Annotated in this window: 23 protein-coding genes; 7 read left to right on the forward strand and 16 right to left on the reverse strand. The window is 66.2% G+C overall.

Going from position 1 to position 26,154, the window contains the following annotated elements:
* Nucleotides 1-63: 63 nt before the first annotated feature.
* Genes AC3WOB_RS07700 through AC3WOB_RS07710 form a run of 3 tightly spaced genes read left to right on the forward strand, consistent with a single transcriptional unit; the run spans nucleotide 64 to nucleotide 2,891 of the window.
* A complete protein-coding gene (locus AC3WOB_RS07700) occupies nucleotides 64-1,275 on the forward strand; it encodes an ABC transporter substrate-binding protein (RefSeq protein WP_013392555.1) in 1,212 nt (403 codons plus the stop codon).
* Nucleotides 1,275-2,036, forward strand: coding sequence for an SDR family NAD(P)-dependent oxidoreductase (locus tag AC3WOB_RS07705; RefSeq protein WP_013392554.1), 762 nt, complete (start codon nucleotides 1,275-1,277; stop codon nucleotides 2,034-2,036). Before AC3WOB_RS07700 ends, AC3WOB_RS07705 begins: the two co-directional genes overlap by 1 nt.
* Before the next feature lie 15 nt (nucleotides 2,037-2,051).
* Nucleotides 2,052-2,891, forward strand: coding sequence for an IclR family transcriptional regulator (locus AC3WOB_RS07710; protein ID WP_041652995.1), 840 nt, complete (start codon nucleotides 2,052-2,054; stop codon nucleotides 2,889-2,891).
* Here AC3WOB_RS07710 and ppa read toward each other — a convergent pair whose 3' ends face one another.
* From ppa to metE, 14 genes are all read right to left on the reverse strand, one after another.
* Nucleotides 2,892-3,422, reverse strand: a complete 531-nt coding sequence (gene ppa / locus AC3WOB_RS07715; protein ID WP_013392552.1) for an inorganic diphosphatase — start codon at nucleotides 3,420-3,422, stop codon at nucleotides 2,892-2,894.
* 32 nt (nucleotides 3,423-3,454) lie between these two features.
* Entirely contained in the window at nucleotides 3,455-5,077 is a 1,623-nt protein-coding gene (locus AC3WOB_RS07720; RefSeq protein WP_492274687.1) for a heme biosynthesis HemY N-terminal domain-containing protein, read from the reverse strand.
* A 5-nt stretch (nucleotides 5,078-5,082) separates the two neighbouring features.
* Nucleotides 5,083-6,276, reverse strand: coding sequence for a uroporphyrinogen-III C-methyltransferase (locus AC3WOB_RS07725; protein WP_492274688.1), 1,194 nt, complete (start codon nucleotides 6,274-6,276; stop codon nucleotides 5,083-5,085).
* A 37-nt stretch (nucleotides 6,277-6,313) separates the two neighbouring features.
* Nucleotides 6,314-7,132: a uroporphyrinogen-III synthase gene (locus tag AC3WOB_RS07730; protein ID WP_013392549.1), complete on the reverse strand. Its 819-nt coding sequence runs from the start codon at nucleotides 7,130-7,132 to the stop codon at nucleotides 6,314-6,316.
* A complete protein-coding gene (hemC, locus tag AC3WOB_RS07735; protein WP_013392548.1) occupies nucleotides 7,132-8,079 on the reverse strand; it encodes a hydroxymethylbilane synthase in 948 nt (315 codons plus the stop codon). Before hemC ends, AC3WOB_RS07730 begins: the two co-directional genes overlap by 1 nt.
* Nucleotides 8,080-8,088: 9 nt before the next feature.
* The gene (locus tag AC3WOB_RS07740; protein ID WP_006218348.1) at nucleotides 8,089-8,211 is read right to left on the reverse strand and encodes a hypothetical protein; all 123 of its coding nucleotides are present in this window, start codon (nucleotides 8,209-8,211) and stop codon (nucleotides 8,089-8,091) included.
* The gene (locus AC3WOB_RS07745; RefSeq protein ID WP_013392547.1) at nucleotides 8,198-8,917 is read right to left on the reverse strand and encodes a TerC family protein; all 720 of its coding nucleotides are present in this window, start codon (nucleotides 8,915-8,917) and stop codon (nucleotides 8,198-8,200) included. The genes AC3WOB_RS07740 and AC3WOB_RS07745 overlap by 14 nt, the downstream gene beginning before the upstream one ends.
* A gap of 112 nt (nucleotides 8,918-9,029) precedes the next feature.
* Nucleotides 9,030-9,728 carry a TerC family protein gene (locus tag AC3WOB_RS07750; protein WP_013392546.1) on the reverse strand — a complete coding sequence of 233 codons (699 nt, stop codon included), beginning with the start codon at nucleotides 9,726-9,728 and terminating at the stop codon, nucleotides 9,030-9,032.
* 353 nt (nucleotides 9,729-10,081) lie between these two features.
* Nucleotides 10,082-10,963, reverse strand: a complete 882-nt coding sequence (gene sucD / locus AC3WOB_RS07755; RefSeq protein WP_013392545.1) for a succinate--CoA ligase subunit alpha — start codon at nucleotides 10,961-10,963, stop codon at nucleotides 10,082-10,084.
* A gap of 22 nt (nucleotides 10,964-10,985) precedes the next feature.
* Nucleotides 10,986-12,146 (reverse strand): ADP-forming succinate--CoA ligase subunit beta, encoded by a 1,161-nt coding sequence (gene sucC / locus AC3WOB_RS07760; RefSeq protein WP_013392544.1) that lies wholly within the window; start codon nucleotides 12,144-12,146, stop codon nucleotides 10,986-10,988.
* A gap of 10 nt (nucleotides 12,147-12,156) precedes the next feature.
* Nucleotides 12,157-12,759 (reverse strand): DUF2889 domain-containing protein, encoded by a 603-nt coding sequence (locus AC3WOB_RS07765; RefSeq protein ID WP_013392543.1) that lies wholly within the window; start codon nucleotides 12,757-12,759, stop codon nucleotides 12,157-12,159.
* Nucleotides 12,760-12,839: 80 nt separating this feature from the next.
* Complete coding sequence (locus tag AC3WOB_RS07770) at nucleotides 12,840-13,406, reverse strand: 4'-phosphopantetheinyl transferase family protein (RefSeq protein ID WP_013392542.1); 567 nt, start codon at nucleotides 13,404-13,406, stop codon at nucleotides 12,840-12,842.
* Nucleotides 13,403-17,386 carry a Pls/PosA family non-ribosomal peptide synthetase gene (locus AC3WOB_RS07775; RefSeq protein WP_013392541.1) on the reverse strand — a complete coding sequence of 1,328 codons (3,984 nt, stop codon included), beginning with the start codon at nucleotides 17,384-17,386 and terminating at the stop codon, nucleotides 13,403-13,405. Before AC3WOB_RS07775 ends, AC3WOB_RS07770 begins: the two co-directional genes overlap by 4 nt.
* 227 nt (nucleotides 17,387-17,613) lie before the next feature.
* On the reverse strand, nucleotides 17,614-19,911 hold the full coding sequence (gene metE, locus AC3WOB_RS07780) for a 5-methyltetrahydropteroyltriglutamate--homocysteine S-methyltransferase (RefSeq protein ID WP_492274689.1): 2,298 nt from the start codon (nucleotides 19,909-19,911) through the stop codon (nucleotides 17,614-17,616).
* A gap of 142 nt (nucleotides 19,912-20,053) precedes the next feature.
* Between metE and AC3WOB_RS07785 the strand changes: the two genes are divergently transcribed.
* Together AC3WOB_RS07785 and AC3WOB_RS07790 are read left to right on the forward strand one after the other, a co-directional pair.
* Nucleotides 20,054-20,971: a LysR family transcriptional regulator gene (locus tag AC3WOB_RS07785; protein ID WP_013392539.1), complete on the forward strand. Its 918-nt coding sequence runs from the start codon at nucleotides 20,054-20,056 to the stop codon at nucleotides 20,969-20,971.
* 111 nt (nucleotides 20,972-21,082) lie between these two features.
* Nucleotides 21,083-21,757 carry a hypothetical protein gene (locus AC3WOB_RS07790; protein WP_013392538.1) on the forward strand — a complete coding sequence of 225 codons (675 nt, stop codon included), beginning with the start codon at nucleotides 21,083-21,085 and terminating at the stop codon, nucleotides 21,755-21,757.
* An 86-nt stretch (nucleotides 21,758-21,843) separates the two neighbouring features.
* Here AC3WOB_RS07790 and recX read toward each other — a convergent pair whose 3' ends face one another.
* Both recX and recA read right to left on the reverse strand, forming a co-directional pair.
* Nucleotides 21,844-22,527: a recombination regulator RecX gene (gene recX, locus AC3WOB_RS07795; RefSeq protein ID WP_492274690.1), complete on the reverse strand. Its 684-nt coding sequence runs from the start codon at nucleotides 22,525-22,527 to the stop codon at nucleotides 21,844-21,846.
* Nucleotides 22,528-22,661: 134 nt separating this feature from the next.
* Nucleotides 22,662-23,726 carry a recombinase RecA gene (recA, locus tag AC3WOB_RS07800; RefSeq protein WP_013392536.1) on the reverse strand — a complete coding sequence of 355 codons (1,065 nt, stop codon included), beginning with the start codon at nucleotides 23,724-23,726 and terminating at the stop codon, nucleotides 22,662-22,664.
* A 231-nt stretch (nucleotides 23,727-23,957) separates the two neighbouring features.
* Between recA and AC3WOB_RS07805 the strand changes: the two genes are divergently transcribed.
* Complete coding sequence (locus AC3WOB_RS07805) at nucleotides 23,958-24,647, forward strand: response regulator transcription factor (protein ID WP_013392535.1); 690 nt, start codon at nucleotides 23,958-23,960, stop codon at nucleotides 24,645-24,647.
* Between the two features lie 115 nt (nucleotides 24,648-24,762).
* Nucleotides 24,763-26,142 (forward strand): sensor histidine kinase, encoded by a 1,380-nt coding sequence (locus tag AC3WOB_RS07810; RefSeq protein ID WP_085947850.1) that lies wholly within the window; start codon nucleotides 24,763-24,765, stop codon nucleotides 26,140-26,142.
* The last annotated feature ends 12 nt before the right edge of the window (nucleotides 26,143-26,154 follow it).

Consider the following 26,154-nt stretch of genomic DNA (forward strand, 5'->3'; position numbering starts at 1 on the left):
ACCCGGCGCGACCGTCCGGCACAGGGCGGCGCGCAAGAACAAAGCCCCCGAGGAGACATACCCATGAAGACCCGTTTGAAGAACAGCCTGGCCGCCTGCGTGCTGGGCGCCCTGTCCGTATCCGCCCAGGCGCAAGTGTCGGATGACGTCGTGAAGATCGGCGTGCTGGGCGACCAGTCCGGCATGATGGCCGACCTGTCCGGCAAGTTCGGCGTGGAAGCCGTGAAGATGGCCGTCGAGGATTTCGGCGGCAGCGTGCTGGGCAAGCCCATCGAAGTGATCTCGGCCGACCACCAGAACAAGGTCGACATCGGTGTGGCGACCGCGCGCCGCTGGTACGAGAACGACAAGGTGGACCTGATCCTGGACGTGCCCAATTCCGCCATCGCCCTGGCGGTGCAGGACCTGACCCGCCAGATGAAGCGCGTGGTGATCTTCACCAGCGCCGGCTCGGCCGACCTGACCGGCAAGGCCTGCTCGCCCAACGGCATGCACTGGACCTATGACACCTACGCCTACGCCACCGGCGTGGCCAATGGCGTCATGGAAGACGGCGGCAAGAGCTGGTACTTCATCACCTCCGACTATGCCTTCGGCCATTCGCTGGAGCGCGACGCCATGGCGGTGGTCAAGGCCAAGGGCGGACAGGTGGTCGGCAGCGTGCGCCATCCCATCGCCAGCGCGGATTTCTCGTCGTTCCTGCTGCAGGCGCAAGCGTCCAAGGCCCAGGTGATCGGCCTGGCCAACGGCAGCGGCGACACCATCAACAGCATCAAGCAGGCTTTCGAGTTCGGCATCATGGGCAGCAAGCAGCGCGTGGCCGCGCTCTTCATGAGCATCGTGGACGTGCGCAGCGTGGGGCTGGAGTACGCGCAGGGCCTGAACCTGGTGGAACCCTTCTACTGGGACCTGGACGACAAATCGCGGCAATGGTCCGAGCGCTACTTCAAGCGCACTGGCCGCATGCCGTCCATGGTCCAGGCCAGCAACTACAGCGCCGCCATGCACTACCTGAACGCCATCAAGGCGGCCGGCACGGATGCTTCCGAGCCGGTGCTCAAGAAGATGCATGAGACGCCCATCAACGACTTCATGACCGAGAACGGCCGCATCCGCGAGGACGGCCGCATCATGCGCGACCTGTATCTGTTCCAGGTCAAGAAGCCGTCGGAATCCAAGCGCGACTGGGACTACTACAACCTGGTGCGCAAGATTCCCGCCGAACAGGCCTTCCGCCCGCTCAAGGACGGCGCCTGCCCGCTGGTGAAGTCGTGATGGACGGCGCGCTTGGGTTGCTGGCCGGCAAGCGCGCCATCGTCACGGGGGGCGCCAACCCCCGTGGCATAGGCGCCGCCATCGTCGACCTTTTCATCGCGCAGGGTGCGGCCGTCGCCGTGCTGGACCAGGCTTATCCGGAAGGCGCCAGCGCGACGCTGGCCGCCGGCCGCATCGACCTGCACTGCGACGTGTCGCGCACGGCCTCCTGCGAGGCGGCGATCGAGCGCGCCAGGGATGCACTGGGCGGCATCGACGTACTGGTCAACAACGCCGGCATCGTCGCCGCCACGCGCATCTGGGATCTGCCCGAGGACGAATTCCGCCGCATGGTCGAGGTCAACCTGACCGGCACCTACAACGTCACGCATGCGGCGCTGCCCGAATTGCTGCAAAGCCCGCGGCGCCCGGCCATCGTCAACCTGGGCTCCACCGCCGCGCTGCGCGGCGGCGGCCTCCTGGGGGGTTCGCACTATGCGGCGTCCAAGGGCGGCGTCATCAGCTTCACCAAGGCGCTGGCCCGGGAACTCGGCCCGCGCGGCGTGCGCGCCAACTGCGTGGCCCCCGGCATCATCGAGACGGACATGACGCTGGGGAAATTCGGCGAAAATTGGGAACAAGAACTCAAACAGGGCATTCCGCTACAGCGCTTCGGCTCGCCCGCCGAAGTCGCCCAGGCCATACTTTTCCTGGCCTCGGACCTGTCCTCCTACTCAACCGGCATCGTGGTCGACGTCAATGGCGGCTTCCACATTCACTAGGCGCGCCCTTCCGCAATGAGCACTCCAGACCGCATGTTGTCCATCCTCGACCTCTTTCGCGACGACACCACCGCCGCGTTCCAGGAAGACGTCATGGCGCATCTGGACTGCTCGCGCGCCACGGCCTACCGCTACCTGAAGTCCCTGACCGAAAGCGGGCTGCTCGCGCCCACCGCGGGCGGCGCCTATGTGCTGGGATCGCGCATCATCGAGCTGGACCGTCATCTGCGCCGGCACGATCCCCTGATGCGGGCGGCGCGCGAGGTCATGCGCGCCACCGGCGACGAGCTGCACGCCAACCTGATGCTGTGCAATTACTACGGCGACAAGGTCATGTGCGTGGACCGCTACTGGACCGACGACTCCATCGAATCCAGCTATGCGCGCGGCCGTCCCTACACCATGTTCCATGGCGCCACGGCCAAGCCCATCCTGGCCAACCTGCCGCCGTACCAGCTGCGCAACCTGATGCTATGGCACGCAGCCGAAATCCGCGAGGCCGGGTTGGGCGAGGACTGGGACGAATTCCGCGCCAACCTCAAGCGGCTGCGCGCGGCCGGCGTGTACGTGTCGCATGGCGAGGTCGACCCGGGGCTGATAGGCATAGGCTCGGCCATCTTCAGCGCCGAACAGAAGGTCGTGGGCAGCCTGGTGTTCATCGCCGCGGAAGCGCGCACCTCGGCCGAGCGGCTGGAGGTACTACAGGCGCGCATCCAAATCGCGGCCGCGCAGGTGTCGCGCAATCTGCAGGCCCCGCAAAGCAACGGCGCGGCGGCGATCGGCATCATGCCGTCGCGGCCGCGCCGCACCAAGTCCCCGGCCGGAGCAACGCCGGCCAGGACCAGGAAACCGTAATCAGGCTTTGTTGTAGCGCTCGGCGCTGCGGACGATTTCCTCGTGCGCGGCGTCCAGGCCCTTCCAGCCCTTGACCTTGACCCACTTGCCCTTTTCCAGGTCCTTGTAGTGCTCGAAGAAATGCTGGATGCGGGAGATGTCTTCCGCCGGCAGATCTTCGTAGGACTTGATGTTGCGGTACGGGGGGTACAGCTTTTCGATCGGCACGGCCAACAGCTTGGCGTCGCCGCCCGATTCGTCGTCCATTTCCAGCACGCCGATGGCGCGGCAGCGCACCACCGCGCCGATCTGGATCGGGAACGGGGTCAGCACCAGCACGTCGGCGGGGTCGCCGTCTTCGGACAGGGTTTGCGGGATGTAGCCGTAGTTGCACGGATAGTGCATGGCGGTCAGCATGAAGCGGTCAACGAAAATCGCGCCCGTGTCCTTGTCGACCTCGTACTTCACCGGGTCGGCGTTCATGGGGATTTCGATGATGACGTTGAAGTCTTCCGGCAGCTTCTTGCCAGGGGAGACGCGATCAAGACTCATGATTCAACCTTGTTGTGTGTCTGAAGGATTGTTCAAATCGAGCCGTCGTCCTTGAACGGCGGCTTGGTCGCCGGCACGGGCGCGACGGCCGGCGCGGGCTTGGACCCTGCGGGCGTGGCCGGCGCGTACGTGGGCACGGGATCATCGAAAGCTGCCGCCGGAATGGGGGCGCTATCGAAGTACTCGTCGATGTCGGAGGTACTGCCGCCAGCCAGCGGGGCGTCTTCGGGAGCCAGTGCGCGTTCGCGCTGCTCTTTATTCACGCGGGCGTCCGGATCCAACACGTAGTCGGAAGCCGAGGCCGCCACGGCCGGAGGCAGTGCGGGATAATCGCCGCCCAGTTCGGCGTCGCCGTCGGTATCGGACAGGCCCACCGCGTAACCGCCTTCGGCGTCCACGCGATAGGGATCGGAACCGGTATCCGCGGCCGGCAAGGCGGCATCCGCCGCCAGCACCGGCAACGCCATGCTGGCCGCCGTTGCCAGGCGCCAGTGGCGCACCGCGTCGGCGGGACGTTCCAGGCGGTCGTACAGGCTGCCCAGCAGCGCATGCGTCTGCGCGTCGCTGCGGCGGCTGAGGCTGCGCAGCAGATAGCGTTCGGCCTGGCCCCAGAGCTGGCCGTTCAGGCACAGCATGCCCAGCGCGGTCAGCAGGTCGGGATCGGTGGGACGCTGTTGCAGCCAGGTCTCGGCGCGCGCCAGCCGGCGCGAAACCTGTTCGGCTTCGCAACGGGCGTAGGCCGCCACCAAAGCCGGATTGAACTTCACGGCGACTGCGGCTTCCAGCACGCGCGCGGCCTCGCTGGCTTCGCCGGCGGCCTCGAACGCGGCCGCGCCCGCCAGCGCGATTTCCGGCAGCAGCCGTTCCTCGGCCTTCAGGTCCTTCCAGATGGCGCGCCAGGCCTCGCTGCCGCCAGCCGCTGCGGCGCGCAGGCGCGCCGCGCCCGAAGCGTCGATCAGGAGGTCGGCTTCGGCACGGGCCAGGGCATTGCGACGCACCAGGCCGCGCGCCAGCGTGAAGACCTGTTCGTCGTGATGCAGGGCGGTATGCGCGCGCAGCAGCAGGCGCATGGTGTGCAGATGGCGCGCGCCGCCGTCGGCCAGCGGCTCCAGCACGCCCAGCGCGCGCTCGGCGCGGCCTTGGTCCAGCAGCATGTCGGCCGACACCGTGGCGGTGGCTTCGATCAGGCCGGCGTCCGTGCCGGCCTGTTCCTGTGCGGTCGCCAGCAGGCGGTCGCGGCGGTCGAATTCGCCCAGGCCATGCGTGGCGCGGGCTGCGGACAAGGCCGCCAGCACGCGGCGCGTCTGGACCTTGGTCTGGTCCAGCAGCTTGGTGAGATCTTTTTCGGCGGTGGTGTAGCGCCCTTCCAGCAGGCCGATCCAGCCGCGCTCCAGCAATTCGTGGTCGCGCGCCTGGGCGCGCTTGCCGCGCCAGGCCCGCACGCGATCGGGGATGGCCAGCAGCCATGCCAGCAGGCGCAGGCCCACGTACAGCACGATGAAGGCCGCAACGATGAGCAGGACCGCGAGCGTCAGCGACATGTTGATGCGCCACGGCCAGACCAGCAACAGCACGTTGCCGGAGTGTGAACGCAGCACCACCGCCAGGGCGACGGCGACGACGGCGAGCAGCAGTGTCCAGAACCAGGTACGCATAAGCCTCAGTCCTGCCCGCTGGTCTTGAAGCCCGCGGCGCGCAGCGCAGCCACGGCGTTCAGGCTGTCGGCCACTTCCGGCATGCGCACGGCGATGTCGGTCTGCGCCAGTTCGCGCGCCAGCGTCTGGGCGGCGACGGTGTCGGGGGAACGGTTGTCGAAATACTTCGCGAGCGTGACGCCGACGTTGTCGAATTCGCTCTTCCAGACGGCAGGCTGGCGCATCAGCATGGCCAGTTGCGCCGTCAGCAGGCGCTGGCGCAGGGTGCCGCGCACCTGGTCGGCCTGTTCGGGCGACAGCAGCAGGGCCGCGGGCTCGTCCACGCGCTGGATCGTGATCAGGCCGCCCAGTTCATGGGCCAGCGCGGCGCCCGCGCGGCCGGGCCAGGAGGCCATCTCGGCGCGCCAGCGCTGCCACCAGGGCGCGTCGGCCGGGAGGCCGGCCAGCGGATCCACCGCGGGGGCCGGCGTGGCCGTGGGAGCGGTTTCGCCGGCAGGCGCCACGCCCGGCGCGGCGGCGTCCGGCACCAGCAGGGGCGCCTTGCCGATCAGGGCCACCAGGCGGTCGATGCGGGCCGACTGGGCGGGAATATCCACGGTGGACACGGCGCGCAGGCGGTCCAGGTCGCCGTTGATGGCTTGCTGCAGGCTGGAGAAGCGCGGGCGGTCGGCGCGCGCCAGGCGCGATTGCGCGGTTTCCAGCGCCACGATCGCGTTGGAGACGTTGCCGGCCAGACGCAGTTGCTGATTCGCGATGGTCAGCAAGCGCTCGACGTCGTTGGCGAGCAGTTCGTCGCTGGCGCTGTCGTTGAAGTTCTGCCAGGCCAATTGCAGAGCGTTGTACTGGCTTTGCGTTTCACGCACGGTGTCTTCGAGCTCGCCGACCCGGCCGGCCTGGGCTTGCGCCAGGGCCAGGGCCTCGCGCGTGTCCTTGCGGGCCTGCGCGAGATCGGTGGTCAGCGTTTCGAGGCGCGTGGCAACCTCGCGGCCAGCGGACACGAATTGGGTGCGCTGCATCCAGAGGGCGTAACCCAGGCCGGCTGCCAGCAGGATGAGAATGATGAGGGCGGGGACCAGCGGGCCACTGCCACGCTTGGCCGGGCGGGCCTTGACGGAATCGGCCGGGGCCGACGCGGGCGCGCTTGCACCCGGGGCGGCCGTCGGAACGACCGGATCGGTAGCGGGAGTCTTGTCTGTCATGACGCGATTGTATTCGGTGTCAGTCCGATGCAACGAATCAAGCAGCAACAAAAGCCTGGAATATCGACTCGTCGTTGGGCAGGCAGATTTTTACCATTGGCCGCGCCCCGCCTTCGTGACAGGCCTGTGGCACGCGGCGCTCCAGGGAGGGATGCGTCAGCACGAAGCGGCAGCGCGCCCACCAGTCCGCCAGGCCGGCGGCATCCAGGCCGGCCCGCAGCGCGTCCGCCCCTTCGCCGCTGGTGATCAGCCAGGTCGCAGGAATGCCCGCGCCAGCCCAGCGTCGCAGGCTGGCAAGTTGATCGGCGCCCCAGTTCGCCGGGCGGCGCAGGTAGGCGGCATGGCGGGTCACCGCCGCGCCGTGCGCCTCGAGCCTGTCACCCAGCCAGTCCCTGCCCTGCGTGCCGCGCACCAGCAGCACGCGGCGGGGGCGTTGCGGCAAGCCCTGCAAGACCTGCCAAAGCGCCTCGGAATCGTGGCTGGGAGCGTTCTCGGGGGGATGCAAAACTGTTGTATTCGCGCCAAAACAGGCGGACTGGCGCAAGGCCTGGGCGCTGGCCGGCCCGACGGTGGCGGCGATGACCTCGGCCGGCCAAGGGACGGGCCCGTCCGCCTGGGCCCACTGCTCCAGGTATAGCCTGGCCGCGTTGCCGCTGACGAACACGACCATGTCGTAGTCGGAGGGGCGCGGCGGCCCGCCATCCATGGCCGGCAAGGCCTGGATTTCCAGGGCAGGAAGTATGCAGGGCGTCCAGCCGGCGCCGAGCAGGCGGCCGGCCAGCGCCTCGTTGCGGCCATCGGGCCGCGTCAGGATGGCGACCCGCGGCAGCTCGGCGGCTGCGGACGCCGTGACCATCAGTCGGGCCTGGGTTCGTCTTGCAGCAGTTCGCGCAGGATGTCCTGCGCGCCCGCGTCCAGCAGTGCCTGGGCCGCCGCCTCGCCGATGGCCTGGGCATCCGCCACGGGCCCGCTGCGGGACGCATGGACCATGCGCACGCCGTCGGGCGACGCCACCAGCGCGCGCAGCGACAAGGTGCCGCCGGCGATCTCGGCGTACGCCGCCAGGGGTACCTGGCAAGAGCCGCCCAGCTTGCGGGACACGGCGCGCTCGGCCACCACACAGGAAGTGGTATCGGCGCTGACCAGCGGCGCCAACCATGCGCGCATGTCGTCGCGGTCGTCGCGGATCTCGATGCCCAGGGCGCCCTGCCCGGCCGCCGGCAGGCTATCTTCCGGTTCAAGCAGGCTGCGGATGCGCGCGCCCAGGCCCAGTCGCTCCAGGCCTGCCGCAGCCAGCACGATGGCGTCGTATTCGCCCTTGTCCAGCTTGCCAAGGCGCGTGTCGAGATTGCCGCGCAGCGGCTTCACCACCAGTTCGGGATAGCGCGCGCGGATCTGGGATTCGCGGCGCAGGCTGGACGTGCCGACGACGGCGCCCGCCGGCAGATCGGCCAGCGTGTCATGCGTGTTGGAGACGAAGGCATCGCGCGGATCGGCGCGATCGAGGACGGCGCAAAGCTCGAACGGGGCTTGCAGATCGACCGGCACGTCCTTCAAGGAGTGCACGGCCAGATCGGCGCGTCCGTCGAGCAGCGCGTTTTCGAGTTCCTTGACGAAGAGACCCTTGCCGCCCACCTTGGAGAGCGTGCGGTCGAGGATCTGATCGCCTCGGGTCGTCAGGGTGAGCAGCTCAACCGCGCACGCCGGGTACAGCGTGCGCAGCCGGTCGCGCACATGCTCGGCTTGCCACAGGGCAAGCCGGCTGGCGCGGGTCGCGATGACCAGGCGTTGCGGTAGAGACACGAGACGGCATCAAACGAAATTGGAGACGATGACCGTCGCGACTACCCCGAGGATGGCCAGCACGAAAAGGCCCTGAAGGAGGCTCAGGCCCGATTCGGATTGCTGGGGATCGACGGATCTACGCAGACTCATGTGCTGATTCCTTGGAAGCGGTTTTGCGGCTTGCCAGCCACCGTCCAAGGACAACAACGAGCAAGGCGCCGATAATTTCTGCAGCGATTTTAACCGTAGTGGGCTGAACACCGAATTGACGTTCGACAACCACGTCGGTAATCAGCATGCCACCGGCGATCCAGCCCAGCAAAGCCGCGCCAAACGTAACCACCAGCGGATAGCGGTCGATGAGCTTGAGCACCAGGGTGCTGCCCCAGATGATGATCGGCACGCTGACGATCAGGCCGAAGGCAACCAGACCGATCTGATGGTCGGCATGGGCGTTCTGGGCTGCGCCGGCGATGGCGATCACGTTGTCCAGGCTCATTACGAAGTCGGCGATGATGATGGTCTTGATCGCGGCGGCAATGGATGTGCCGCCCTTCACGTTGCCATGGGCGTCGTCCTCGGGGACCAGGAGCTTGACGCCGATCCAGACCAGCAGCAGACCGCCCACGACCTTCAGGAACGGAATCGACAGCAGCGTCAGGGCGAAGGCGATCAGGACCACGCGCAGGATGATGGCGCCCGCGGTACCCCACAGAATGCCTTGCATGCGCTGCTTGGGCGCCAGATTGCGGCAGGCCAGCGCGATCACGACGGCGTTGTCGCCGCCGAGCAGGATGTCGATGAGGATGATCTGGAATACCGCTGTCCAACTCAGCGTCTGTAGAAACTCAAGCACTATGAACCCCCGAAGGCATTTATGAAAAGAGTGGCCGGTCCCGGTCCGGCATGGCTCGCCGCGCTAGGCGCGGCGAGCTTATTCAGTACAACTTATTAGTATAATTCAGCTTTCAGTCAGCTTTCTGGCGCATCAGCAAAACTTTACCGATAGCCAGCACCAGGACCGCGCCCAGCACGCCCGTCATCAGCGCAAAGCTATGCTGCGTGATCCCCAGTGCCGCATCGATACGCGCCACCGGTTCCTGCAAGGCCGGATCGCCCACCAGCAGTTCGCCCGCGATGAACCCCAGCAGCGCCGCGCCTACCCAGACAATGACCGGGAAACGCTCGATGACCTTCAGGAGCAGCGTGCTGCCGAAGATGACCAGCGGAATACTGATGGCCAAGCCCAATACCAGCAAGGTCGTATCGCCCATGGCGGCGGCGGCGACGGCCACCACATTGTCCAGGCTCATGACCAGGTCGGCAATCATGATAGTGCGGATTGCGGTCAGCAGATTGCCTTGCGTCTTGCCCGCGCCGTCTTCCTCGCCTTCAGGCAACAGCAGCGTCACGCCGATGTAGACCAGGAGCAGCGCGCCGATCAGCTTGAGCCACGGCAGCAAGAGCAGCTTGGCCGCCACCAGCGTCAGCACGATACGCATGATGATCGCTGCGGCGGAGCCGACCACGATCGCTTTTTTCTGTTGGGCCGGAGGCAGCGAACGCGCCGCCAGCGCAATAACCACGGCGTTGTCGCCCGATAGCAGAATGTTGACCCAAATGATCTGGAGCAACGCTATCCAGAATGCCGCTGAACTGAGTTCCATGCCTCTCTTTCCTAGGTGTGATCCCCCTAGGACAAACCAAATGAATGGGTGAAATAAGACGAAAAAAACGTACTGACCGCCTTGGTGCGAGCCCGGCGACATTCTTGCTTGGTACGCGTGGAATTTCTTTCATTATAGTTTCGTTCAGCTTTCCGTATGTTTGCCAGGCCGCGGCATGAACGCGGGATTTCCCTAGGATTGCGGAAAAAAGACGAAAAAAAGCCCGCCATGGCGGGCTTGGGATGGCGCTTGCAGGTCGCTGGAAATCAGGGGTTTGACGCCAGGACCAGGCTTGCGCCAGCAGGCTCGCGGCGCCGGACGCAAAAGCGCCCGGACACCCGGCCTGGAGCTTTTTACAGCACCGACTTGAGCAGCTTGCCCATTTCGGACGGGTTGCGCGTGGTGCGGATGCCGCAGGCTTCCATGACTTCCAGCTTGGCGTCGGCAGTGTCGGCGCCGCCGGAGATCAGCGCGCCGGCGTGGCCCATGCGCTTTCCGGGAGGAGCGGTGACACCGGCGATGAAGCCGACGACCGGCTTCTTCATGTTGTCCTTGGCCCACTCGGCGGCGTTGACTTCGTCCGGACCGCCGATTTCGCCGATCATGATGACGGCGTCGGTGTCGGGATCGTCATTGAACATCTTCAGCACGTCGACGTGCTTCAGGCCGTTGATGGGATCGCCACCGATGCCGACGGCGCTGGATTGACCCAGGCCCAGCTCGGTGACTTGCGCCACGGCTTCGTACGTCAGGGTGCCCGAACGGCTGACGATGCCGATGCGGCCCTTGCGGTGGATGTGACCGGGCATGATGCCGATCTTGATTTCGTCGGGGGTGATCAGACCCGGGCAGTTCGGGCCCAGCAGCAGGGTCTTGCTGCCCTTGGCCTTCATGCGGTTCTTGACTTCCAGCATGTCGCGGACCGGGATGCCTTCGGTGATGCAGATCACCAGATCCAGTTCGGCCTCGACGGCTTCCCAGATGGCGGCGGCGGCGCCCGCGGGCGGCACGTAGATGACCGACACGGTCGCGCCAGTGTCAGCCTTGGCGTCCTTCACCGAAGCGAAAATCGGCACGCCTTCGAAGTCTTCACCCGCCTTCTTGGGGTTCACGCCGGCCACGAAGGCGGCCTTACCATTGGCGTACTCACGGCACATGCGGGTGTGGAACTGGCCCGTCTTGCCCGTGATGCCCTGGGTGATGACCTTGGTGTCCTTGTTGATCAGAATCGACATTTGTGAATCCTTGGGTTTTTCTTTACTTGACGGCGGCTACGACGCGGGTGGCGGCTTCGGCCATCGTGTCGGCGCTGATGATCGGCAGACCGGAGTCGGCCAGCATCTTCTTGCCGAGTTCTTCGTTGGTGCCCTTCATGCGGACGACCAGCGGCACGTTCAGGTTGACGGCCTTGCAAGCAGCGATCACGCCTTCGGCGATGACGTCGCAGCGCATGATGCCGCCGAAGATGTTGACCAGGATGGCCTTCACGCTCTTGTTCTTGAGCATGATCTTGAAGGCTTCCGTGACCTTCTCGGCCGTGGCGCCGCCGCCGACGTCCAGGAAGTTGGCCGGCTCGCCGCCGAACAGCTTGATGGTGTCCATGGTGGCCATGGCCAGACCGGCGCCGTTCACCAGGCAGCCGATGTTGCCGTCGAGCTGGATGTAGGCCAGGTCGAACTTGCTGGCTTCGATTTCAGCCGGATCTTCTTCGTCCAGGTCGCGGTAGGCGACGATTTCCGGGTGGCGGAACAGGGCGTTGGGATCGAAGTTGAACTTGGCGTCCAGGGCGATGATGTTGCCCTTGCTGTCGCGGTTCAGCGGGTTGATTTCGACCAGGGAGGCGTCGGTGTCCATGTAGCACTTGTAGAGCTTCTGGAACACGTCCACGGCTTGGGCGGTGGAATCAGCGGGCAGGCCGATCGCGTTGGCGATCTTGGTGGCTTGCTCGGCCGACAGGCCGGTCAGCGGGTCGATGTATTCGGTGATGATCTTCTCGGGAGTGGAGTGGGCCACTTCCTCGATGTCCATGCCGCCTTCGCTGGAGGCGATGAAGGCGACCTTCTGGGTGGCGCGGTCGGTGACCAGCGACACGTAGTATTCCTTCTGGATGTCAGCGCCGTCTTCGATGTACAGGCGACGGACCTTCTGGCCTTCCGGGCCGGTCTGGTGCGTGATCAGCTGCATGCCCAGGATTTCCGAGGCCAGCTTGCGGACGTCGTCCAGCGAGCGCGCCAGCTTCACGCCGCCGCCCTTGCCGCGGCCGCCCGCGTGGATTTGTGCCTTGACGACCCACACCGGTCCACCCAGCTTTTCAGCGGCAGCCACGGCCTCGTCGACGGAAAGAGCGGGAATCCCGCGCGGCACGGGGACGCCAAATTGCTTCAGCAGTTCCTTGCCTTGATACTCGTGGATTTTCATGTGTTACCTGTCAGGACGTATGAGAAAAAGAAGGTGAATCGGAGGACGAATCGGCCGATGCCTCAGCGCTACCCCCCGTGTACCACTTGGGATAGTGCTCAGCCACCACCGGGCCGCTGGTGCTTAGCGCATGGCAACCGTCCAATTGGAATGGACGCCGGTTCGGGTTGTTTTCCTGCCGCCGGCGATTGGCCATGGTCTGGACTGCCGCGGTGGGAAGCACCTGCGACAGTTCGGTCATGTGGGTACAGCCCGCCACGTGCCCGAACCGCTCCTTGACCTGCCCGCGGAACCCCTTGAGCAGGTTCATGCCGATCAGATCAGTGTAAGCCGGTTCGATGGCCATGCAATGCTCGCCGTAGGGAGCCGCGTCATAGACGGCCTGCGCCGCCACGATCGAGAAAGTCTCGTCGATGGTGATGCGCAGATGCATGTGGTGGATGGGTTGTCCGGCCTTGAACATCTCGCCGTCGCGCTTGGGGAAATCGTACGCCTTGACGTCGATCAGCTCGGCTTCCAGGTCCCAGAGCCCGTCTTCGCGCGCATACGACTGCACGCGTATGGAACGCGTATGCAATGGTTGGCGAGGATAGTCCGGCGGTGGCAAGGGCATGCTGGGGGCCTGCGGGGCGAGATGCCTGCGCATGGTGCGCGGCAACAAAACCTTCAAAGTATAGCGCAGGCAGCCTGCGATCAAGACCCCTGCCCGGCGCCTGGCGCGCTGCCGCAGAGGGCAGCGGCGGCCCACAAGCCCTGGTGCCGGACCTGGCAGGTAAGCTGGGCGGCGGCCAGGTGCCGCTCGCGCTGCGGTGAGTACTCCTCCAGCCCGCGCCGGCAGGCTTTCAGGCGCGCTTCCAGCGCGCTCCAGGCCCGGGCGAAGGCATCCGCCCGGCCGCCGGGCGGACTGGCGGCCAGTGCGGCGGCCGCCTGCGGGCCGCCATAGAGAGCCAGCACATCGGCATCGCCCGGCCAGGCCTGTGCGCTGGTCAGGTCCACGCCCGGCACGCCCTGCCGGGACAGGCCGCAAAGAATATAGGGGCCACAATAGGAAAACGAGCTGTGCCAGCGCGCGCCCGGCAACATCCGCGGCCCCTTGGGGGTTTCGGTCCATTCCGGCGGCATGGCCGGATCGCGCCGCGCCAGCTCCTCGGCCAGCCAGTCCCTGGCCGCCTGCCGCTGCGCCGGCCGGGCCGCAAGCAGGTGTAACAGCCACATCTCGACCGGAGCGCCCTCCCCGGTCAGCCACAGGGCCGGGATCACCGCTGGGTCCAAGGCGTGGCCGGACTGCCGATCCAGGCCTGGCCCGCCGGAATGGCCTCGCCCTTGAGCACCAGCGTCAGCGGACCGAGACGCGCACCGGTTTCGACCCGGGTGTCATATAGGATGGTGCTGCGCGGCCCCACGTTGACGGCGTCGCCGATGCGGACCAGGCCGATCTTCATCACCCGGTCTTCGAACAGATGGGTCTGCGGACCGGACCAGGCGTGCAGCACCGCGTCGTCGCCAATCGATACGCAGTCGTACTCGGTGATGTCGGTGGTGTCCATGAAGACCCGTTTGCCAATGCGGGCGCCCATGCAGCGCAAAGCCAGCGGCAGCCAGGGCGTGGCCCGCAGGAAGTTGAAGAAGTTCGGCACTGCGATGGATTCGTACAGGCTGGTGACCGCTTCGCTCTTCCAGACGAAGGGCGTCCACATCGGCTCGGCGCGCGGCCGGTAGCGGCCAATCAGCGTCCACTTCAGCGCCACCAGGAACAGGAAGGCGCCGACGCCGTACAGCACGCCGGCCAGCATCAGTTCGTCGAAGGCGGAGACGAAGCCTTCGCGCGCCGCCATGGGGATGACCTTCATCACAGTCAGATAGCCCACCGCGATCACCACGGCCAGCGGCAGGATCATCCGCATGCCTTCAACGCCCCCGCGCAGGATCTTGCGGCCCACGCTGGGCCGGAAAGTCAGGTGTGCCGGAAAGCCCGCGGTCTGCTCGCGCGCGGGCAGCGCCAGCGGCGGATTGCCCAGCCAGGTCTGGCCGCTGGCCATGCGGGCGTTGGCCGGCGCTCGGCTCTGCACACCGATCAGCACGTCGTCGGGCAGCACCGAGCCGTCCGGCACGTAGGCGCCGTTGCCGACGAAGCTGCGGTTGCCGATGACGGTGGGGCGCATGGTCATCCAGCCGCCGTCGATTTCCTCGTCGCCCAGCATGACGCCGTCGGCGATGAAGCTGTCGCGACCCAGGGTCAGCATGTCCGGCACCACGCCCATGGCGGTGGAGATTTCGGTGCCGCGCCCGACCTTGGCGCCCAGCAGGCGGTACCAGTTGCCGGCATAGATCGACGCGTACAGGCCGTGCAGCACGCTGAGGCTGGATTCCTGGATCTGGTTGGTCAGCCAACGTCGCAGATAGATCTGTCCGTACACGGGCCAACGGCCGCTGGCCAGCCGCGGCAGCAGCGTCCAGCGCAGCAACGCGGACACCAGCACCGTCAACATCAGCAGCAAGGCGCTGGCGGGCAAGGCCAGCAGCAGATAGCTCAGGAAGGCCTGGGGCCAGGGCACGCGCGCGCCCATCAGGTCCAGCCAGCGCGCGTCGATCCAGTCGATCAGCACGAAACTGGGAAACACCGGCATGAAGAACAGCGCGGCGATCAGCGTGCCGCCGCCCGCGTAGGCCACGCAGTCCAGCCGGCTCCAGATGCCCTGGCGCCTGGGCCGCGGCGGCAGCTCGGGAGCGCGGGCCTGCGGATCGTGCCGCGCCGGCGCGCCGCTCCAGATCTGACCTGCGGGCACGCGGGCGCCCTGCGCCAGGGAAGACAGGCCGTCCAACCGGGCGCCCTCGCCCATCGTCACATCGCCCTGCAGCACCGAATAGGAACCGATGTAGGCCTGGTCCGCCAGCGTGATCGGCCCCACGCTCCACTGCCCGCCGCGCACCGAGAAATTCTCCAGGTTGACCGCCGCGCCGATGCTCACGCCGTTCCCCACCGACAGCAGGTCGGGCGCGCGCACGGAGACGCGGCTGATGGCGGCGTCGCGGCCGATGCGCGCGCCCAGCGCCCGCAAGTACCAGACCTGCAACGGCGATCCGGCCAGCAGATGCGCGGGCGGTATGTCCAGTACCCGATCCACCAGCCACCAGCGGTAAAACAGCCAGCCGTACAGCGGGTAGCGGCCGGGCTTGAGCCGGCCCAGAATGCCCCACTTGCAGGCCACGGCCACGCCGAAGCTGAGCAGGTTGCACGCCAGGTAGCTGGCGATGGACAGGGCCACCGCGCGCCAGACGGAGTCGCCCTCGTCGCCCGTCCAGTAGTGGTAGGTGAAGAACGGCGTCAGCCAGATCAGCATGCGCACGCCGATCAGCAGCGGCAAGGCTGCCAACTGCGCCAGGCCGCAGGTCCAGCGGCGCCACTCGGGCGCGGCCGCCGGATCGTTGCCAGTCCCGGCGACGCCGGCCGGTGCGGTCGCGGCCATTTCGGCCGCGGCCAGCGCGTCCAGCCGGGCTGCCAGCACGCCCAGGACGGAATGCTGGTACAGCTCGTGCATGGTCAGCGCGGAAAAATGCGGATGCTTGCGCAAGGCCGACACCAGGCGCGCGGCCAGCAGCGAATGGCCGCCCAGGTCGCGGAAGAAGTCGCTGGCCAGCCGCAACGGCTGCCCCGGGAACAGCGGGCGCAAGGCCTCGAACAAGGCAAGTTCGCCCGGCGTGACGGGTTCATCGTCTTCGCCGCTGGGCTCGGACACGGCGTCCAGCTCGCGCGCCTTCAGCGCCTTGCGGTCGATCTTGCCCGAGGTCAGGCGCGGAACGTCGGCCACCAGTTCGAACCGGGCTGGAATCATGTAGGCGGGCAAGTCCGCGGCGAGCGCGCCGCGCAAGGCATGCGGGTCCAGTCGCGCCTCGCCCTCGGGCTTGAGGAAGGCCACCAGTTGCTCGATGCCCGCCAGATCGCGCAGCACCACGGCCGCGGCGCCCACGCCCGGCAAACGGTAAAGCGCGGCCTCGATTTCCCCGAGCTCGACGCGAAAGCCGCGTACCTTGACCTGGTCGTCGCTGCGGCCCAGGCAGTGGATCTGGCCATGCTCATCAATCCGCGCCAGATCGCCGCTGCGGTACATGCGGGTGTCGTAATCGGCGCAAGGCCAAGGGTTCGCCAGGAATTTCTCGGCCGTCAGCTCGGGCCTGCCCAGATAGCCGCCGGCCACGCCGGGACCGGTGATGCACAGCTCACCCACTTGTCCTTGCGGCAGCACCGCGCCGTCCTCGCCGCGCACCAGCATGCCGTAGTTGGGCAGCGGCGCGCCTATGGTCACGGGCTGGCCGGGCAGGAGTTCCGCCAGGCTGGCGGACACCGTGGTCTCGGTGGGACCGTAGGTATTGAACAGGCGCCTGCCGGGCGTGGCCCAGCGCGGTACCAGGAAGTCCGGACAGACCTCGCCGCCCAGATTAACGATGCGCAATCCGGGTACGTCGCGCGCGAACAGGGCGAGCAAGGTCGGCACCGCATGCAGCACGGTGACACCTTCCCGCGCCAGGGCGTCCGGCAAGCCTTCCGGATCCGTGGTCAGCATCTTGGGCGCGACCCATAAGGACGCGCCCACGAGATAGCTGATCCAGATCTCTTCGAACGACATGTCGAAGGCCACCGAGAAGCCCTGGTAGACCTTGTCTTCATGGCGCACGCCCAGCACTTCGTTTTCGCTGCGCAGGAGATGACAGATGCTGGCGTGGCTGATGGGTACGCCCTTGGGCTTGCCGGTGGAGCCCGAGGTGTAGATGACGTAGGCGGGATGCTCGGGCAGCAGCCCGTCCCGTCTGCGCAAGGCGCCGTCCACCGGTTCCGACAGCGCCCAGGTGGTCCAGGTAGACATGCCGTCCAGCCGGACCTCGGCGCCCGCGATCAAGCCGTTGGCCCCCGCATCCTGCAGGCAGACCTGCATGCGGTCCGGTGGCGTATCCGATTCAAACGGCAGCCAGGCGGCGCCGGCCTTGGCGATGGCCGCCTGCATCACCAGCAGGTCCGCCCCGCGCGGCAGGCATAGGCCCACGATATCGCCGGGGCGCACGCCGGCCGCAATCAGATGATGCGCGGCCAGGTCGGCGCGCTGGCCGAGCATGTCGTAAGTGAGGGTGTGATCCAGCCAATGAATGGCAGCGGCGGCGGGATGCCGGCGGATCGTGGCTTCCAGAATGTCGGGCAGCGTCTCTGCTAGCAGCAGATCGGGCCGACAGGGGCCTTGGAGAATCATAGGAACGACAAGGATCCAGCAATGGGATTTTGCGTATTGACCCATGCCGCGGAATTTCGTTCAAGCAGGATTGAAAAAAACATCGGCGCCGCGCCCAAGCTGTGGTTTGCAGCCATCACAGAGACCTTGCGGCTGCAAAGAAAAAACCCTGATCCGCGCGCGACATGCGCGGATCAGGGTGGGCGCCGGACCCATGGAATCCGGCGGCGCTACGGCTAGCTGTCTGCTCAGGCCGCCTGGCGCAAGGCCCGCGCCGCCTCCACCATGCCGATCAGCGCGGCTTCGGTTTCAGGCCAGGCGCGCGTCTTCAGGCCGCAGTCAGGATTGACCCACAGGCGCTCCTTGGGCAGGCGGGCCGCAGCCTTCTCCATCAGGCCGACCATCCAATCCACTTCGGGCACATTCGGCGAATGGATGTCGTACACGCCTGGACCGATGTCGTTGGGATAGCGGAAGTCCTCGAAGGCCTTGAGCAGCTCCATGTTGGAGCGCGACGTTTCGATCGTGATCACGTCCGCGTCCATGGCGGCGATGGATTCGATAATGTCGTTGAACTCCGAATAGCACATGTGCGTATGGATCTGCGTCTCGTCGCGCACGCCGGCGGTCGACAGGCGGAAGCAATCCACGGCCCAGTCCAGGTAGGCCTGCCAATCGGCGCGGCGCAGCGGCAGGCCCTCGCGGATGGCGGGTTCGTCGATCTGGATGACGCTGATGCCGGCGGCTTCCAGATCCACCACTTCGTCGCGCAGCGCCAGCGCCAGTTGGCGGCAGGTCTGCTCGCGCGGCTGGTCGTCGCGCACGAACGACCATTGCAGGATGGTGACCGGCCCGGTCAGCATGCCCTTGACCGGCTTGTCGGTCAGCGACTGCGCGTACGACGACCAGCCCACCGTCATCGGCGCGGGACGGGCGACGTCGCCGAAGATGATCGGCGGCTTGACGCAACGCGAACCGTAGCTCTGGACCCAGCCGTTCTTGGTGAAGGCAAAGCCGGCCAGCAGTTCGCCGAAGTACTCCACCATGTCGTTGCGCTCGGGTTCGCCGTGCACCAGCACGTCCAGGCCAACTTTCTCCTGGAAGCGGATGACTTCCTCGATTTCCTTGCGGATGGCAGTCTCGTAGCCCGAGTCCGTCAGCGCGCCCGACTTCCAGTCGCGGCGCAGCGCACGGATTTCGGCAGTCTGCGGGAAGGACCCGATGGTCGTGGTCGGGTAGGCGGGCAGGCCCAGCTGTTCCTGCTGGCGGGCGATGCGGCCGGCGAACGGCGCGCGGTCGCGCGACACGGCGGCGGCGCCGGCCATGCGCTGGCCGACGGCCGGATTATGGATGCGGGTCGAGGAACGGCGGGCAGCCAGCGCGGCGCGCTGCCTGGCCAGGCCGTCCTGCGCGGCGGCTTGCGTTGCACTGTCCAGGGCGCGGCCCAGCAGGCTCAGTTCTTCCAGCTTTTGCGCGGCGAAGGACAGCCAGCTCTTGAGTTCGGCGTCCAGCTCGGTTTCATGGGCCAGGTCCACCGGCACGTGCAGGAGCGAGCATGACGGCGCCAGCCACAGGCGGTCGCCCAATTGCTGCTTGATCGGGGTCAGCGTGGCAATGGCGGCGTCCAGGTCGGTGCGCCAGATGTTGCGGCCATTGATCACGCCGGCAGACAGCACCTGCTCGGCGCCCAGGCCGGAAACCACTTCCGCCAGTTGCTCGGGCGCGCGGACCAGGTCCACGTGCAGGCCGGCCACGGGTAGGCCCAGCGCAGTCGGCAGGTTGTCCTTCAGGCCGTCGAAATAGGTGGCCACCAGCAGCTTGACCGGGCTGGCGGACAACTGGTCATAGGTCTGCTTGAACGCATCGCGCCAGGCTTGCGGCAGATCCAGCGCCAGGATGGGCTCGTCGATCTGCACCCACGGCACCCCCAGCTTGGCGAAGCGCGCCAGCACTTCCTGGTAGACGGGCAGCAATGCGGCCAGCAGTTGCAGCTTGCCCGCGTCGGCGGCGCCGGCGGCAAAGGCGTCGCCCTTGCCCTGGTACAGCCAGGTCAGCGGACCGGGGATCACGGGCTTGACGGCGTAACCCTGGGCCTGTGCTTCCTGGATCTGTTCGAACAGCGATTCGCGGGCGATGCGGAAGGTCTGGCCCGGCACCAGTTCCGGCACGATGTAGTGGTAATTGGTGTCGAACCACTTGGTCATTTCGCAGGCGGCGGCGGGCTTGCCCGACGGCGCGCGCCCGCGCCCCATGCGGAACAGCGTGTCCAGCGTGACGGGCTCGTTGTCCTTCTGGCCGAAACGGGCGGGCACGGCGCCCAGCAGCGTGGTCCATTCCAGGATCTGGTCGTACCAGGCGAAGTCACCCACCGGTACGAACTTCAGGCCGGCTGCAGCCTGCAGCTTCCAGTGCTTGGCGCGCAGGTCGCGACCGGTCTGTTCGAGTTCTTCGGCGGTCTGCTTGCCGGCCCAATAAGCCTCAACCGCGCGCTTCAGTTCACGCTGAGCACCGATGCGGGGGAACCCCAAATTATGAATAATAGTCATGACATCACCGCCCTTAGACAAAATTTGTTCAAGTGGCAGCTATTCTGAGGCCAAACCAAAATGAATCAAAATCAATGTCTACATTCATAAAATGAGGAAATCTCATACAATATGAGCTTATTCCCGATCCCTGCAGTCACCCATGCTTGAAATCCGCCATCTTGAAACGCTCACCGCCATCCGCGACGGCGGCAGCCTGCAGGAAGCCGCCGAGCGCCTGCATCTGACCCAGTCGGCCTTGTCGCACCAGTTGCGCGACCTGGAAACCCGGCTGGGCACTCCTTTGCTGAACCGCCGCACGCGGCCGGCCCGGCTGACGACGGCGGGCCTGCGGGTGCTGGCGCTGGCGGACGAGGTGCTGCCGCGCATCCGCGCGACGGAACGGGACCTGCAGCGGCTGGCCGCGGGCCGCACAGGGCGGCTGCACCTGGCGATCGACTGCCATTCCTGCTTTCAGTGGTTGATGCCGGCGCTGGATGCTTTCCGGGTGCAATGGCCGGACGTGGCGCTGGATCTGTCGGCGGCGTTTTCCTTCGCTCCCCTGCCCGCCCTGGTGCGCGGCGACCTGGATCTGGTCATTACGTCCGATCCCCAACCGCTGGACGCGGTGGAATACCTGCCGCTGTTCAAATATGAGTTGGTGCTGGCCGTGTCGGAATCCAATCCGCTGGCCGGCAGCAAGTTCGTCATGCCGGACCAGTTGGCCGACCAGACGCTGATCACCTACCCGGTGGACAAGCAGCGCCTGGACGTTTTCACGGCGTTCCTCGACCCGGCCGACGTGGAACCCGCCGCCATCCGGCGCGCGGAGCTCACACCCATCATTGCGCAACTGGTGGCCAGCAACCGCGGCGTGGCCGCGCTACCCAACTGGGCGCTGACGGAATACATGAATCAGGGCTGGCTGCGGCAGTGTCGACTGGGCCCGCAAGGCGTATGGCGCACGTTGTACGCCACGGTGCGCAGCGAAGACACGGACGCGTCGTATATCGATGAGTTCCTGACCATCACCCGGAATGTGTGCTTCAAGACCTTGTCGGGGATCAAATCGGCGAAATAGCGCCCCTGCCGTGCGCCGCCGATTCGCGATACATTAAAAAATAATAAGATTCAATTTGGCACATAAGGTTTAGAATGCTGCTCCCTCAATCCTTCGAGCCGGCAGCAAAACATGTTCTTGCAATCGTTGTTCTCAGCGCGCGTTATCGGGCGTTCGACCATTCTTGCTTCCATCGCCTTGCTGGCGGGTTGTGGCAACGTTCCGAACACGCTCCCGGTCCAGTACTCGCCTTCGTCGGTGATCAGCGCTGAAGGGGCTGTCGAAGTCGGTGACTTCACTTACGAACCCAACAAGAAAGAGACTGCTGAACAGCCCAAATCCCAGCGCTACGCCAACGCCGGCCTGTCGACCTCCCAGCAGGCCAGCTCACCGAACTCCGCTGGCAGCTACCGCGCTCCGCAAATCGCTCCGAATCAGGTCCGCAACACCGCGATCGGAAACATATTGCTCGAAAAGGACGTCAAGGACTTTGTCCGGGACGCCACCTTTGCCGAACTGCGCTTCATCGGCGTCAAGGTCAATGGCAACCAACAACGCCGTCTATTGACCGCCGAAGTCGAGGAATTCCTGGCGGACGACCTGGGTTATTCGGTGGACTGGACACTGCGTATTGCTTATGTCGTGACCGACAAGGCCACGCAGAAGCCCGTGTATACGCAAACCAAGGAAACCAAGCGACGCACGAACAAGTTCGCCAATTTCTTCACTTCGCTAAACGATTCGATACGGCTCAGCACCGAAGCCTTGGCCAAGGACCCGGACTTCCTGTCTGCCATCCAGGAATAAGGCCCGCCCCGCCCGCCGGCTCGCTTTTGGAAAATCCGCCGCGACGGATTTTCATAGGCATACGGACAAGCCCTGAGCAGGGCTGCTCAATCCTCGTCGCCCTCGCCCAGTATCCGGCGGATCACGTCATGCGCAAAGCCGCGGCTGGCCAGGAAGCGGGCCTGCTTGGCATAGGCTGCACGGTCTTCCGGCTTGGCGCTGAAGCGCTTCTTCCAGACCTCCAGCGCGCGGTCGTACTCGGTGGCCCGCAGCTGTTCGCGCAATTCGGCGACCTGGTTGTCGTCCACCCCGTGCTGGCGCAATTCCTGCACGATGCGCGCCGCCCCCTGGCGCGAGGCGCGCCGATGGACCAGGCTTTGCGCAAAACGCTCGGTGGACAGCCAGCCTTCCTTTTCCAGGGCATCGAGCACGGCCTCGATCTCGGCCGGATCCTCGGCGTGGGCGGCAAGCTTGCGCGCCAATTCCTCGCGGGCATGCTCGCGTCGCGACAGATAGCCTACGGCCCGCATCTTCAACGAAGGCCCCTTGCGGGCTGTTTGTCCATCGGCATCCGGGCCGTCCTCGGCCGCAGCGGCGCGGCGCCCGCGCCGCACACTACCCGCTTCCGAACTGCGGCTCCATGAATCCGGCGCCTCGCCGGATTCCACTTCCTGCTCGCGGCGCGCATCCGAAGTGCGGCGCAAGCCCTGGGGCTTGGCCACGGTTTCGAATTCATCGTCCAGCTTGGCGCGTAGGCGTTCGGCTGTAGCGGGCGGCGGTTTCCAGCTCATGCGTATCCTGCTTGCTATGCATAACGGCAGGCCCGTCCTGGCGCCTGCCGCACATGTTCGGGCTGCCCCGACGAGATATGCGGGCCGCTGGCGGCAGATATGAATCCGCTGCGCAAGGCCCGCCCCCGATCCGATTACTCTTCGGCGGTGTCTTCCGCGGTCGGCACGAACTCGGCCGCGCGGCTGACGATGCCCTGGTTCTCGCGGACGCGGTTCTCGATTTCGATGGCGAGTGCCTTGTGCTCTTTCAGGTACTCGCGGACATTGTCCTTGCCCTGGCCGATGCGGTTGCCGTTGTAGCTGTACCAGGCGCCGGACTTGTCCACGACGTTGGCGGCGACGCCCAGGTCGATGATTTCGCCTTCGCGCGAGATGCCGGCGCCGTACATGATGTCGAATTCGGCCTGCTTGAACGGCGGCGCGACCTTGTTCTTCACGACCTTGACGCGGGTTTCGTTGCCGACGACCTCGTCGCCCTTCTTGATGGAGCCGATGCGGCGGATGTCCAGGCGCACGGAGGCGTAGAACTTGAGCGCGTTGCCGCCGGTGGTGGTTTCGGGGTTGCCGAACATCACGCCGATCTTCATGCGGATCTGGTTGATGAAGATGACCATGCAGTTGGTCTTCTTGATGGTGGCGGTGAGCTTGCGCAGCGCCTGGCTCATCAGGCGGGCTTGCAGGCCGGGCAGGGAATCGCCCATTTCGCCTTCGATTTCGGCCTTGGGCACCAGCGCGGCCACCGAGTCGATGACGATCAGGTCAACCGAACCGGAGCGCACCAACGCATCGGTGATTTCCAGGGCCTGCTCGCCCGTGTCCGGCTGCGAGATCAGCAGGTCGGCCAGGTTCACGCCCAGCTTGGAGGCGTATTGCACGTCCAGCGCGTGTTCGGCGTCGACGAAGGCGCAGGTGCCGCCCAGCTTTTGCATTTCAGCGACCACTTGCAGGGTCAGCGTGGTCTTGCCCGAGGATTCCGGACCGTAGATTTCAACCACGCGGCCACGCGGCAGGCCACCGACGCCCAGCGCGATGTCCAGCCCCAGGGAGCCCGTGGAAACCACCTGGATGTCATGCGAAACATCGTTGTCGCCGTAGCGCATGATCGAGCCCTTGCCGAACTGCTTTTCGATCTGCGAAAGCGCGGCGGCAAGCGCCTTGGCCTTTTCCGATGCGGCGGCCTTGGTGGTTTTGTCGTCCATGTAGAGTCCTGTCTGTAACGTATCTGGTGTCTAGGGAAGTGCCGCAGGTTTAGGCGGGTGCTTTGAGCAACGGGTCAGATTATGGCATCGGATTATACTGTACATAAACCCAGTGTGCCAGTGTTTTGCACGTATACCCTGAGTGGCAAGCATGGCGCCCTATGCCAGAATGCCAGACGAACCCGGCGTTTTGTCCCCTTTGCGCCGCGGGGTCTTTTCTCACTGTAGCCCATGCGCATCCTGATCGCCGAAGACGACAGCATCCTGGCCGACGGCCTGTCCCGTTCGTTGCGCCACAATGGCTATGCCGTGGACGCTGTGCGCGATGGGCTGGCGGCCGATTCAGCGCTGGCGGCCCAGGCGTTCGACCTGCTCATCCTGGACCTCGGCCTGCCGCAACTGGCCGGGCTGGAAGTGCTGCGGCGCCTGCGCGCCCGGAACTCCGCCCTGCCGGTACTCATCCTGACGGCGGCCGACAGCATCGAGCAGCGCGTCAAGGGCCTGGACCTGGGCGCCGACGATTACATGGCCAAGCCTTTCGCGCTGTCCGAGCTCGAGGCCCGCGTGCGGGCCCTGACCCGGCGCGGCGCGGGCGGCGGCGCCACCATGATCAAGCACGGCCGCCTGCTGTTCGACCAGACAGGCCGCGTCGCCATGGTCGACGACCAGACCCTGGACCTGTCGGCGCGCGAAGTCAGCCTGCTCGAGATCCTCCTGACGCGCAGCGGCCGCATGGTCAGCAAGACCCAGCTGGTCGACCACCTGTGCGAATGGGGCGAAGAGGTCAGCACCAACGCCATCGAGGTCTACGTCCACCGCCTGCGCAAGAAGCTGGAACCCAGCGGCGTGAAGATCGTGACCGTGCGCGGCCTGGGCTACTGTCTTGAGCGGGACCAGGGTGCGGCGTACCTCGCAAGCTGAAGCGGCGCCGCCGGAAGCGCTGAACCAGGAAGCACTGGATGTCATGCGGGCGGGGGCCAAGGGTCCGAGCTTCGCGCCGCCGCAGCGCTCCCTGTTGGGCGAGATCCTGGACTGGATGCTGGCGCCGCTATTCCTCCTGTGGCCCATGAGCGTGGCCATCACCTACGTGGTGGCCCAGAACATCGCCAACGTTCCTTACGACCGCGCGCTGGCCAACAACCTCCACGTCCTGACCCTGCAGGTCCACGCGCAGGACGGCCGGGCCGTGCTGAAGATGACCGACACCGCACGCGAGGTGCTGCATGCCGACGAAACCGACAGCGTATTCTGGCTGGCGCTGGGCAGCCGCGGCGAATACCTGGGCGGCGACCGCGCGCTGCCCCTGCCCTCCACCGTGGGCCAGCCCCGCCCGGGCGAGGTGCAATACGAAGACGCCACCTTGCGCGGCTTCGGCATCCGGCTGGCGTTCACCTGGGTGGACCTGCACCTGCCCGATACGCAGCCGGCGCTGCTGATTGCGGCCGAGACCGTCGAAAAACGCACGCAGCTGGCCAACGACATCATCAAGGGCGTGATCATTCCGCAGTTCGTGGTACTGCCCGTCGCCGTGCTGCTGGTGTGGTTCGGGCTGTCGCGCGGGGTGGCGCCGTTGAACGCGCTGCAGCAGCGTCTGCGGGCGCGCCGGCCCGACGACCTTTCCCCCATCGACGAGCGCGCCGCGCCCACCGAAATCGCGCCCCTGGTGGCCGCCATGAACGACCTGCTGGACCGGCTGTCGTCCAACGTGCAGGCGCAGCGCCGCTTCGTCGCCGACGCCGCGCACCAGTTGAAGACGCCGCTGGCCGGGCTGCGCACTCAGGCCGAACTGGCCCTGCGCGACGCCAGCCCCGAGGAAATGCAGTCCAGCCTGCGCCAACTGGTGACCGGTTCTGAGCGCGCCACGCGCCTGGTGAACCAGCTGCTGTTGCTGGCCCGGGCCGAAAACCCCAGCGCCATCGGCCTCACGCGCACGGACATCAATACCATCGCCTACGAGCAGGCCATGCACTGGGTGCCGCAGGCGCTCGCACTGAGCACCGATCTGGGCTTCGAAGGCTCGGACCATCCGGTGGAGATCAACGGCAACCCCCTGCTGTTGGCCGAACTGCTCAACAACCTGGTGGACAACGCGCTGCGCTACACGCCGCGCGGCGGCCATATCACCGTGCGCGCGCAGGTCCAGGACGGGCATGCGGTGCTGGAGGTGGAAGACTCAGGCCCCGGCATTCCGCCAGAGGAACGCGAACGCGTGTTCGACCGCTTCTACCGCGTGCTGGGCACCCAGTCCGACGGCAGCGGACTGGGCCTCGCCATCGTGCGGGAGATTGCCCAGAAACATCAGGCCAGCGTCGAAATCAACGATCACCCCACGGCGCATTCGAACCTGCCCGGCATGCGCATCCGCGTGGTCTTTCCGCTCTATGCCGAGGCCCCGGATTCGTCCGCTGCACCCTAGGACTATCCCTAG

It is taken from the genome of Achromobacter sp. FW305-C-30-7, from assembly GCF_058783105.1.